Raw genomic sequence first — 10,657 nt, forward strand, 5'->3', positions numbered from 1 at the left:
CAGGCGAGTACTTCGACGTCCCCAACGGGAACTCCTGTCCTATGGATCTTCACGATCCAATGATCAGGGTGTCCACGATCAAGGGGTAGGGCCCCACCTACCTGCTGCCCGAGGCCGACGGCCCGCTCCCGGGCATCGGTGCGCTCACCGAAGCCGGGGTGGCCGTGGTCTCGATCCCGGACTGCGGGCACAACATCATGCTGGACAATCCGGAAGGCTTCGCCCGCGCCACCGCGGCGGCGCTGGCGGACTGACACCAGCAATAGGCAGGCCATCCGCGGGGGGCAGAGCGTGACATGAACGGGGCCGCACGGGTTCCTCGTGTGTGATGACAAAGCAATGGGCCCGAGCGGCCTTGTCCCATCCTGCCTTCACCGGCATCTCCCGTGCGCATCCCGGCAGTCTGATCGGGGAATTGGCCGTTCCATGGGCCGCGCGGTACGAGTCCGCGCTGCACCAGCGGCGGGGCGGGAAGCGACGTGGGTTGCGCTATCTGTTGCGGCTTATGTTGCGTCTCCTGTTGCGCGCCCCGAAGAACCGGTTCCGCATCTATGCAGATCACCACGCGGCTTCGGCCTGGTCGGGTCTCTGACGTCCCCGTTGCGGCCGCTTTCGCCCAGTCCTGGCTGGAGTTGAGGGAGAAGGGATGGGTGGCGCGGACGCGGCCGGGGATCGGTGCGCGCTCGCCGTGGTTGCGCGTCGGCGGGGGCCGCCGCGCCGCCGGTACTGGCGACGCCAGGCGGGAGGGAGACACTGGCCGGCCGGTTCCGGCTGGCGCCGCCTAGATGCGCGCCGACCGCCGCGCCGACACCGGCCGCCGCGCCGACACCGGCCGCCGCGCCGACACCGGCCGCCGAAGCCGGCGACGGCCTCGCCGATGCCTGCAGCATCACACCTGTGGCCCTGGTCGCCATCCTGGATGACATCATCACCGGGGCGGTGACGTCGCCGCCGGATTCGTGCTCCGGTCGACAACGACCGAGGTATGGGCGGCCCCTGACCAGGGCGTGGGCGGGGCCGCCCAGTCCCTGCCGTCCTGTCACGGAGCAGGGCACTTCGACGTTAGAGCTCGGCGCCAGTCGGAGCCCTGTTCGATGAGTCGTCCGGGTGATCTCCGCGCTACGCCGTCCGAGGATGCGCTGGCAGAAGCGGTGCGGACGCTGGGCGGGTGCGGCAGGGCTCTTCTGTGCGGCGCCGCTTGGCGCCGCACAGAAGGGATCCCGCGTTCAGGCGAGGTGGTCGGCGAGCTCGCGCTCGAGGGCAGCCTTGGGAGGGTGGCGGCGAGAGCCGTGATCCATGCTGCGGTGTCGTCCGGGTCCAGCGCGGGGCCGATCTGGCATGGTGCGGCCGCGTTTTGCAGCAGGGTGGTGATGGTGGACCGTTCCTCGTCGTTGTCGCGGCTCACCAGCGCTTCGAGACGAGCACTTGGCGGCCCACGGACATCACTGCAAACCAGTGGGGTTGGCATCGGACCGCCGGTTACCCCGCCCCTGCACCTTGCAGTGCACATGAATCTCTTGCCACAACTAGTTTGTGATGCAAAGCTGACTGCATGACAGATGCATCGGTGCCGTCATCGGGTACCCCTCGTGAAGTCCTTGCCGGCCTCGGCGACCTGACCCGCCGGGTCCGTGCCGCGCAGCGCGGCACCTGGTTCCCCCTCCTGCTGCTCGGCGTGCTCACGCTGGGCGGAATCCTGGTCAGCCGCTTCACCTTCAAGGTCGAGACCGTTCCCTGCCCGGCGGGCGACGCCGCGGCGGGCAGCGGCTGCACTCTGATCACACAGGGCTCGCCTGTCTACTGGCCCGTCGGACTCGCCCTGGCCTACGCCGCGACAGCGTTCTTCTACATCCGCCGCTCCCACAACCGCGGCGTCGGCACCCCGGTCCGGCCGTACATCGTCGCCGGGATCGTCCTGGTCGGCCTGGTGACCGTCGCCGCGTTCTGGAGCCTCCGTCATGGGATGCCGCAGCCCGGTGAGAAGGTCGACTTCTGGGGCCTGCACCTCGATCCGACGTCCGGGATGACGAGGTTCCTCGAACGACTCGCCGGAAACGCCATGGCCGTCGGGCTGCCACTGCTGGTGCTGTCCTGGGTGGAGCGCAGCCTCGCCCTGGTGCTGCTCACCGCGGTGTACCTGGCCATCGAGCTGGTGCCGCTCACCACCGGCTGGGCGGGGATCTCCTTCACCTCGCCCTGGTCCTTCCTGCCCCACTTCGCCGTGCCCGGCGTGCTCGTCCTGCTCGGCGCTCTCGGTTTCGGCCTGGCCGAGCTGCCCCGTGGGCGCAACGCGTCATGACCGGTCAGCCCGAACAGCACCCCGTCACCGGCCTGGACGACGTCGTCCATCAGCGCGTCCGCCTCGGCATCCTCACCGTCGCCCACCAGGCGCGCCGGGTCGAGTTCAGCTTTCTGCGCACGGCCCTCGGCCTCACGGCCGGTAACCTCAGCCAGCATCTGGCCGTCCTGGAGAGGGCCGGACTGGTCGGCATCGAGAAGGGCTGCGAGGGCAAGCGCGCCCGCACCTGGCTCTCCCTCACCCCCGCCGGCGACCGCGCCCTGCAGGACGAGGTCACCCAGCTCAAGCGCCTCATCCATCAGATCGAACAAGGCAGGCCAGCCCCGGAGTCCTGATCCGGGCTCCTGCCTGGAGGAATGGGCGACATGCACGATGTGCAAGATCGAGTTCACGTTCCGATTGCCGCCCGCGTCGAGGCGATGTCGCCGCGCCGGGCCGTGGCCCTCGCCGGAGGACAGCGTGATGCCTGGGTGTCCAGGGCGACCCGTGTAGCCATCTTTATCTCGGTATATACGGTTTTTTCGCTCTTCTTAGGACAGCTTCAGGCGGTTCTCATGATCGCGGGTCATTCTCTTTTCCGTGACCGAGAGCTTTCACGGTGGCGAGGACGTCGGCGACACCACTGGACCCATCGAGCGTTGGCGGCGTGGGTCTCGGCTTCGTCATCCCGATCGGGACTGTCAGGTCTGACGTGGCGAAGTTCCGCTTCGGCTTCCTGAGTGGGGCGGGCGTCCTGCCGGGCGATGCGTAAGGAGTGCGACATGAGCAAGCTGGTTCTGCACGAGGTGACCGCTCCCGTCGGCCTCGCCGCAGTCCCCGTGGTCCCGGAGGCGTACGAGATCCACGCACCGGCGAGGCGGGCCCCGGAGGTGTCGGTTCCGCACCTGATGGGCTTGCGTACCAGCGCGGCGCGCCCCCACCGCCGCAAGGTGCCGCTGAGCCGTCTCGCCCCGGCGCTGGGCTGAGTCGGAGTTGCCGGCCCGGCTGCGGGCGCTGATCCGATGCGCCCTGCGACGAGGTGAAGCAGGGCGCCGCACAGCACGGCTGCGGCCGGGGAGGCGCCCCTCAGGCGGACAGTGAGTTCCCGCTGGCTGCGTAGGTGGGATCTGAGAGCGCTTGTCGGCGAGTGCCGAGAGCGCTGGTGTGGTTTCAGCGCTCTCGATGTTAGTGAGAAGCGAGAGCGCCCAGAGCTGCTCGGTGGTCGCGGGATCCTGTCTGGCCGTGCGAGGCAATGACTGTCTGTGGTTTGATCACGAGGCTCAAAGAGCGGAAGTCGACCGTGCCGTCGGTGAACTGAGCGTCGCGGAAGCCGACCGTGCCTCCGGTGAACCAGCCCCTCCAGCCCCTGCGGTGAGGGCCTCGCGCCGTTCACCGCCCCCGGTCGGGCAGCGCTCGGCAGGCCACCAGCGCGCACACCGCCGCCAGCGGCAGTTCCGCGCAGAAGGCCATCGCCAGGGCGGCCCCCGCCTCGCCCGCCGACGCCGTGGTCGTGTCGAACCAGGCATCTGTCACCAGTAGCGTCGCGGTTGCCGCGGCGGTGAGGCAGCGCCGGGTGTCCCCCCGGGCCAGCAGCAGCCCCGTCACTACCAGCCCCAGCGACTCCAGTGCGTCCAGCCCCCACCCACGCCGTAGTCCATTGCACCGGCCCGGAACCGCCGGGCAGGTACCCCGCCAGCACCAGCAGCCACGGCAAGAGCGCCAGGCCGGCCACCACCAGGGCCGTGCTCGCCCACCGCTGCAGCCGACCGGGCTGCCCCGGCCCCTGGTCCACCCCACCGCGCAGCTCCATGGAGGCCACCGTCCCGTTCCCCTCTCCGCTCCGGCCCGGCGCCGGATCCCGCGACCAACCCTGTCCGCTCCGGGCACCGCCGTCGGTAGCGTCTCTGTCCGAACCGGGGGTGAAGCCAGGTACACCCCCGGTCCTCCCGCAGGCTCCATGGCCGCGCAAGCCACCGGCCGCCTACGGTGTGGCCATGCCTCTCACCGCCGCACCGCGGCTCTCGCCCGGCCGGGTCGCCCTCGCGCGGCGGACCGCCGGCCTGCGGGCGAACACCGTGGTCGCCGCCGCCGGGATACCGCTGCACTTCGTCGTCCTGCTGGTGCTGGCGGAGCCGTGGCTGATGTTCGTGCCGGTCACCCTGCTCGAGATCCAGGCCGCCCTCTTCGTCCCCGTTCTCGTGGCGCTGCTGATGAGCAACGCGCTGACCAGGGCGCAGCGGCAGAGGTTCCGGGTGCGGCTGGGAGTGCGGATCCCCGCCCTGCCCGCCGAGCGGCGCCGCAGTCCGCGCGCGGTCGCGGCGTGGCTGCGGTCCTCGGCGACGTGGCGGCAGGTCGGCTACCACGTGGTGGCCGGCCCCTGTGCCGCCGCGGGCGCCGTGCTTGCCCTGCTCTGCTGGGCCGTGGGTGCCGGGCTCTGCACGGTCCTGCTGTGGATCTGGCTGGTGCCGCCGGAGGACCGCATCAAGGGGGGCACCATGGTCCAGATGCCCCTCTTTTCCGTGGTGGGCGCGGCGCTGCTGCTCCTCGCCGTCTGGCTCACCGGGGCCGTCGTGCGCCTGGACACCTGGGCCGCGTTGCGGTTGCTCGGCCCCAGCCGCGCCGAACGGCTGCAACTGCGGGTCGAGGATCTCACCGAGAAGCGGGCCGGGGTGGTGGACGCCGCCGATGCCGAGCGCCGTCGCATCGAGCGCGACCTGCACGACGGCGCCCAGCAGCGGCTGGTCTCCCTCGCCCTCAATCTGGGCCTGGCCCGGGCCACGCTCACCGACCTGCCCGAGGAGGCCCGCCAGGTCATCGACGAGGCCCACCGCGAGGCCAAGGAGGCCATCGCCGAACTGCGCACCCTGGTCCGCGGTCTGCACCCTGCCGTCCTCGAGGACCGCGGGCTGGACGCCGCGCTCTCAGGCATCGCGGCCCGCTCCCCAGTGCCGGTGCGGCTCACGGTCGTCCTGCCGGAACGCCCCTCGCCGACCGTGGAGGCCGTGGCCTACTTCGTCGTCTCGGAGGCACTGGCCAATGTCGCCAGGCACGCGAAGGGCGCCACCGAGGCCGAGGTCCGCGTCCACCGGCGGGACGACGTCCTGCGGGTGGTCGTCGTGGACGACGGCCCCGGCGGCGCCGACTTCAGGCGGGGCACGGGTTTGAGCGGGCTGGCCAAGCGGGCCGGGTCGGTGGACGGTACCTTCTCGGTCGACAGCCCTGTCGGGGGACCCACCACCGTCACCGTGGAGTTGCCGTGCGCGCCGTGATCGCCGAGGACTCGATCCTCCTCCGGATCGGCCTGGTCAAAGTGGTGGAGGCAGCCGGCTTCGAAGTGGCGGCGGCGGTGGGCGATGCCGGGGCGCTGCTGGCGGCGGTGGAGGAGCACCGACCCGACACGGTGGTCGTCGACGTCCGGATGCCGCCCGGCTTCACCGACGAAGGGGTGCGCGCGGCGCTGATGATCCGCCAGCAGTGGCCCGACGTGGCGGTACTGCTGCTCTCCCAGTACGTGGAGGAACGCTACGCGGCGGACCTGCTCGCCGACCACAACCGGGGGATCGGCTACCTGCTCAAGGAGAGGGTCTCCGACGTCGAGGAGTTCATCGCGGCGCTGCGCCGGGTGGCCGCCGGGGGCACCGCGCTCGACCCGGAGGTCGTCTCCCAGCTTCTGCTCCGCCGCCACAGCGATCCGCTCGACCGGCTCACCACCAGGGAGCGCGAGGTCCTCGGTCTGATGGCGGAAGGCCGCTCCAACGCGGGCATCGCCGAAGCCCTGGTGGTCAGCGACAGCGCGGTCGCCAAGCACATCAACAGCATCTTCACCAAGCTCGACCTGCCCCCGGCCGACGGCGACCACCGCCGGGTGCTCGCGGTGCTGCGCTTCCTGGCCTCGGCATGAGCAGGCCAGGCACCACACGGAGATGGCGCTGACCGCCGAGCCGACAACATGGTCCGTGACCACCACGTTGGCGTGACCTTCGTGGACTCGTCATCCGCGGCCGCGACCTCCACCACGGCCAGGCCCGGCACAGCCACACGGCTCGCCGGCGGCAGACGCCTCAACCGCGGCGGTAACCGGCAGGCCAACTCCGCCCTTTACACCGTCGTGCTGGCCCGCCTCCGCTGGGACTCCCGCACTCGCGGCTACATCGACCGGCGCATCGCCGAAGGGAAGACCCGGCGCGAAGCACTCCGCTGCCTCAAGCGCTACGTTGCCCGCGAGATCCACCGGCTCATCGCCTCGTCCAACACAGGCTCCGAAACCCACTCTCTGGCGGCTTGAAATCCATAGGGGCATCAAGACCGCCACCATCTACCTCGCCGGACTCCACCTCGCCGCCATCTTCATCTGGTCAGCGGGGTGATCCAAGGAAACGGTCTAGGAGTCGAGGCCGTCGAGCTACTCAGCGAAATCCCTGGTCGAGACGATGGGGTTACTGGAGGAGACCAACGGTGTTCGACGGGTGACTTCCTCGCCGGCGTCTGCAGTGACGCCCAGATCACGACGCATCGCCGCTCTCGTGACGCTTATCAGAGACCAGAGCGCATGCTGCGCTTCAGCGGCTGACTGCAGGGTCTCGCCCGGGCGGGGGTTTCCCTGTTCCAAGCGCTTGATCTGTCCATAGACCCCGGTCAGCGCTTCGTTCAGTTCGTGAGCCGAAACAATCACCGCATCGGGGGCGATCATCAGAGCCTCGGACCACCGGTCGCGGTAGGCGTCCTTGGTTCCTTCCAACGCCGATACGTCCTCCTGCCCGAGCGTGCGATCCCGCATGACGTACAAGTGCCGGCTGAGCGCCGTGGCGAACTGCCTGGCATCCCGATGCAGTTGTGTGTAGCAGCTCCGGCGTAGCTCACGATTCTCGCGAGCTTCCTGGATGGCATGGGCCATCTCCAACTCGCGCCTCTTGGCCCGGTCGGCGCCCCGCTGGGTGAGCAACGCACCCCCGAGGGTTCCCGCTACACCAGTGATTGCAATCAGTACCGCCCCCACGTCCATTCGCTCACCCTAGACCGCGTCATGTGCCGGCCGGATCGAGGCGGCGATCAGGACTCGCCGCCTCGATCGCTGCGAGTGGTGATCCGAAAGAAAGGCCCTAGCTGGAGGCGTCGGCCATGTGCTCGTGGTGGTGCTTGAGCGCGTCACGGGCCGTGAGGAAATCGGCCGGGGCGAGGCTGCTCCAGTACGCGTGCGTGACGATTGTCCCGGCGAGTTCGACTTCCCGCGCCCGTAGCCGGGCGATCTCCACCGCGTCCTGGGGATCCCAGCCGGGGGAGGCGGGGCGGGACGGCTTCCGCCAGGTGCTCTCGTTCGTCTCCCACGCGTCCAGCGGTTCGGCCGACCACGGCACCCGCTGGTAGACCGTCTGCAGTTCAGCGCGGACCTGACAGGGTTCGTTCCTGAGCGTCGATCAGGTCCTGGAAGAGGTCGTACGAGGCTGCCACGACCCAAAGGTACGGCTGTTCGAGCCGGGCTCCGGACCGCCTCGGGGCGACATCTCCTGCGCCAACTCTTGCGTCTGCTCCTGCGGGATCTCTTGCGACTTCTCTTGCGTGAGCCTCGGCGGCGCCGCCGCATCCGTGCAGGTCACCCCCACCGTACGGGCTGGTCGGACCCCAGACATCCCCGTTGCGGCCGCTTTCGCCCATGTCCCTGGTGAAGGTGAGGGAGAGGGGCGGGCGGGATGGGCGGCGCGGACGCAGCCGGGGATCTGGGTGCGCTCGCCACGCCTGCGCGTCGGCTCCGCCCCCGCGCCGGGGCCGCCGCGCCGGGGCCCCGGCGATGAGGAGTCGCCGTCGCCGATGTGGTCGAAGCCTCGCAGCAGGGGTGTGAGCTCCGCCGCGCAGCCGCACAGATTGCACGACCGCGTCGCCGGGTTCTCCGCGACGTTCAGGGCGTGCTCCACATCGAGCAGCGGTGCACCCTGCGGGGCTTTCTCGCAGTTCGGCGCGTGCCAGACACCTCCAGCCGGGCCGCGGCCGCCGCGCAGGGCGGGCCGTTGTCCGCAGAAACGGCCTGGCTGGCCAAGGAGATCGCCGGCTGCGTCTCCTCGCAGGTGCCCCGTGTCTTGGGCTCAGTCGGCCGGTTGATCGTGGAGGTCAGCGCCGTGTGCCAGGGGGCTGACGTGGAGACGGGTGTGTGGCACGGGCGTGCGCTGGATAGCGAGGATGGCGGCGTCATCGCCCAGTGCCCCGCCGGCGTGGGCGAGAAGATCCTTTTCGAGGCGCTGCACGAGTGTCCTGGGGCTGTTCTTGGTCCACTGGGTGACCCGCTCTTCCAGCGGGTAGAACGCACGGCTGCTGTCGCGTGCCTCCACAACACCGTCGGTGTAAAGGAGCAGGGTGTCACCGGCTTGGAACGAGAAGGTATGCACGTCGTAGGTCGCCGGCCTCAGTCCGTACATGCCCAGCGGGGGCGCCGGGGAGGGACTTGTCACGGCTGTCACGCGACCACGCCTGATCCGGAAGGGCGGCGGGTGCCCGCAGTGAACGACCCGCGACACCGGGCTGTGATCGGGGATCTCCAGCAGCAGTGCGGTGATGAAATGCTCCTGTGCCTCCCCGTCCGCTTCCGGGAATCCGGTGAGGTAGCGGCAGACGCTGCGGTCCAGGGCCTCCGCGAGGGCGGGCAGTGTGGCGTGGTGGTGGGCGGCCTCCTGGAATGAGCCGAGAAGCGTGGCCGCCTCTCCAACCGCGTCCAGTCCCTTTCCCCTCACATCGCCGACGATCACACGCGTACGGTTACCGGTGTGTGCCACGGCGTACAGGTCGCCGCCGATGCATGCCTCCTTCTCGGCTGCCAGGTATGAGGATGCGAGGTGCAGGGGGCCGAGCCGGTCGGGCAGCGGGCGCAGCAGGGCTCTTTGGGCGGCCTCGGAGACGGACCGTACCTGGGCCAGTTCCGCCGTGCGCCGATCGCGGACGAAGCACACGATCATGGCGAAGACCGAGAGGATGGTGAGCGCGATGATCTGGGAGATGTGGTTGGTGGTGGCCAGTCCGCCGTGGAGCTCAGCGGTGACGACCTGGGTTCCCACCGCCAGTGCCCCGATCAGTCCGGTCAGCCGGTAGCCGCCGAATGCGGTGGTGATGGCAGGGGCTACGACGAGCAGCGGGCCAAGTTGGACGGATTCCGGGGTGCGGATGTCTGCCAGGGTGATCGCGGCGATCAGCACAAGCGGAATTGCCACCAGTGCGTGGCTCGGCTGCCACGGCTGTCGTGGATGGGCGAGGCGCTGCCCGAGGTTCATCTTTCCAATGTGCACCACCCGCTCGGAAACCATCCCTGCACGGATGCACGCCTACGAGCGGCTCAAGCGCCCGGAGTGCGCCAGGGCGTCGGCCATTGAGTTCTGGCGCTCTGGGAGGGACTACAGGCGGACGATGATCAAGGCGATGTCGTCGTCTCCGCCGCCGCTGACGCCGAGGCGGGACAGCATGGTGTCAGCGAGCTGAAGGCGATGCACACGTGCCCGTCGACTACACGCCGCTGGTCCGCAGAGCCCTCCGCCGGCGGCGGACAGTGAGGGTGTGCCGCGCCTCCGCCACTTCCAGCAGCAGCTCATCCTGCCGCGTCCCCGGCCGGTTCGCCTGTTGCCGGATCCGATCGGGGGATTACTCCTCCTGGGCAGCTCGCCCGATTGCGGGCGGAGCGACGGCGCCATAGCTTCGGCGCGTCGGGATCATCCCAAAAAGCCAACATCATCCCTTGTGTCGGCTTTCCTGTGGCGTCGAAATGGAGCATTCATGTCGGTGATGACCGGTACCCCGCCCCTGCAGCAGTTCGGCCAGCAGGCCGGCGGCCAGCAGCAGCTCGCGCAGGTGGTCCAGCAGGCGATCCAGCAGGCGTGTCAGCAGGCGAGCCAGCAGGTCGCGCAGCGCATGCAGCAGACGCTGCAGCAGATTCAGCAGGTCCAGCAGCAGCTGCAGCAGCAGGGCCTGGCCCACCAGGCCCACCCGTACCTGGCTGTCGCGCTGCACCACACGCTGCACGAGGGCGTCCGGCAGGCTGTGGAGCAGTCCGTGCAGCAGGCGCTGCCGACCGCGATCGTGACGCTGCTCCAGCAGAGCCAGCAGGGTCAGCAGCAGTGGGGTGGCGGCTTCGGCCAGCCGTCGTTCGGTCAGCAGCCGTTCGGTCAGCAGCAGTCGTACGGCCAGCCTTACCCGCAGCAGTACCAGCAGCCCGGCTTCGGCTTCGGGCAGATGGGCCAGCCCTTCGGCATCGGCTGACCTAAGGCGGCCCCGCTGTGGGGGGGGGGCGGGGGGGGGTGCCCGGGCCCCCCCCCCCCCCGGGGCGGGGGGGGGGCCCCCCGACCCCCCCCCCCCCACCAAAAAAAACGGAGGGGGGGGGGGGGGGGGGGGGTTTGGGGAGGGCGG

12 protein-coding genes and 1 pseudogene are annotated in these 10,657 nt (G+C 70.0%); 8 read left to right on the forward strand and 5 right to left on the reverse strand.

Annotation, left to right across the window (positions count from 1 at the left end; genetic code table 11):
* Positions 1–95: 95 nt before the first annotated feature.
* The 4 genes and pseudogenes from ACIQFZ_RS41535 to ACIQFZ_RS41550 form a co-directional block, all read left to right on the forward strand.
* Positions 96–254 (forward strand): annotated as a pseudogene (locus ACIQFZ_RS41535) (alpha/beta hydrolase); the annotation flags it as partial.
* A gap of 1,298 nt (positions 255–1,552) precedes the next feature.
* Positions 1,553–2,299, forward strand: a complete 747-nt coding sequence (locus ACIQFZ_RS41540; protein ID WP_402693777.1) for a hypothetical protein — start codon at positions 1,553–1,555, stop codon at positions 2,297–2,299.
* Positions 2,296–2,634 (forward strand): transcriptional regulator, encoded by a 339-nt coding sequence (locus tag ACIQFZ_RS41545; RefSeq protein WP_402693778.1) that lies wholly within the window; start codon positions 2,296–2,298, stop codon positions 2,632–2,634. Before ACIQFZ_RS41540 ends, ACIQFZ_RS41545 begins: the two co-directional genes overlap by 4 nt.
* Positions 2,635–3,060: 426 nt before the next feature.
* Positions 3,061–3,264, forward strand: a complete 204-nt coding sequence (locus ACIQFZ_RS41550) for a hypothetical protein (protein WP_365435047.1) — start codon at positions 3,061–3,063, stop codon at positions 3,262–3,264.
* A gap of 403 nt (positions 3,265–3,667) precedes the next feature.
* Here ACIQFZ_RS41550 and ACIQFZ_RS41555 read toward each other — a convergent pair whose 3' ends face one another.
* Entirely contained in the window at positions 3,668–3,883 is a 216-nt protein-coding gene (locus ACIQFZ_RS41555) for a hypothetical protein (RefSeq protein ID WP_402693779.1), read from the reverse strand.
* A gap of 389 nt (positions 3,884–4,272) precedes the next feature.
* On the opposite strand from ACIQFZ_RS41555, the gene ACIQFZ_RS41560 reads away from it, so the two are divergent.
* The 3 genes from ACIQFZ_RS41560 (at position 4,273) to ACIQFZ_RS41570 (ending at position 6,563) form a co-directional block, all read left to right on the forward strand.
* Positions 4,273–5,547, forward strand: coding sequence for a histidine kinase (locus ACIQFZ_RS41560; RefSeq protein WP_402693780.1), 1,275 nt, complete (start codon positions 4,273–4,275; stop codon positions 5,545–5,547).
* A complete protein-coding gene (locus ACIQFZ_RS41565) occupies positions 5,535–6,179 on the forward strand; it encodes a response regulator (RefSeq protein ID WP_376654124.1) in 645 nt (214 codons plus the stop codon). Before ACIQFZ_RS41560 ends, ACIQFZ_RS41565 begins: the two co-directional genes overlap by 13 nt.
* Before the next feature lie 72 nt (positions 6,180–6,251).
* Positions 6,252–6,563 (forward strand): hypothetical protein, encoded by a 312-nt coding sequence (locus ACIQFZ_RS41570; protein WP_383063798.1) that lies wholly within the window; start codon positions 6,252–6,254, stop codon positions 6,561–6,563.
* 117 nt (positions 6,564–6,680) lie between these two features.
* On the opposite strand, the gene ACIQFZ_RS41575 is transcribed toward ACIQFZ_RS41570, so the two are convergent.
* The 4 genes from ACIQFZ_RS41575 to ACIQFZ_RS41590 all read right to left on the reverse strand — a co-directional run bounded on the left by ACIQFZ_RS41575 (position 6,681) and on the right by ACIQFZ_RS41590 (position 9,531).
* On the reverse strand, positions 6,681–7,280 hold the full coding sequence (locus tag ACIQFZ_RS41575) for a hypothetical protein (protein ID WP_376654122.1): 600 nt from the start codon (positions 7,278–7,280) through the stop codon (positions 6,681–6,683).
* A 97-nt stretch (positions 7,281–7,377) separates the two neighbouring features.
* A complete protein-coding gene (locus tag ACIQFZ_RS41580; protein WP_376654121.1) occupies positions 7,378–7,632 on the reverse strand; it encodes a hypothetical protein in 255 nt (84 codons plus the stop codon).
* Positions 7,633–7,692: 60 nt separating this feature from the next.
* Positions 7,693–8,337 (reverse strand): DUF6233 domain-containing protein, encoded by a 645-nt coding sequence (locus tag ACIQFZ_RS41585; RefSeq protein ID WP_402693789.1) that lies wholly within the window; start codon positions 8,335–8,337, stop codon positions 7,693–7,695.
* An 18-nt stretch (positions 8,338–8,355) separates the two neighbouring features.
* Positions 8,356–9,531: a PP2C family protein-serine/threonine phosphatase gene (locus tag ACIQFZ_RS41590; RefSeq protein WP_402693781.1), complete on the reverse strand. Its 1,176-nt coding sequence runs from the start codon at positions 9,529–9,531 to the stop codon at positions 8,356–8,358.
* Positions 9,532–10,027: 496 nt separating this feature from the next.
* Between ACIQFZ_RS41590 and ACIQFZ_RS41595 the strand changes: the two genes are divergently transcribed.
* Entirely contained in the window at positions 10,028–10,510 is a 483-nt protein-coding gene (locus ACIQFZ_RS41595) for a hypothetical protein (RefSeq protein ID WP_402693782.1), read from the forward strand.
* The last annotated feature ends 147 nt before the right edge of the window (positions 10,511–10,657 follow it).

Origin of the sequence: Streptomyces sp. NPDC093064 (genome assembly GCF_044754605.1) — a bacterium.
In the GTDB taxonomy this organism is placed as follows: Bacteria; Actinomycetota; Actinomycetes; order Streptomycetales; family Streptomycetaceae; genus Streptomyces.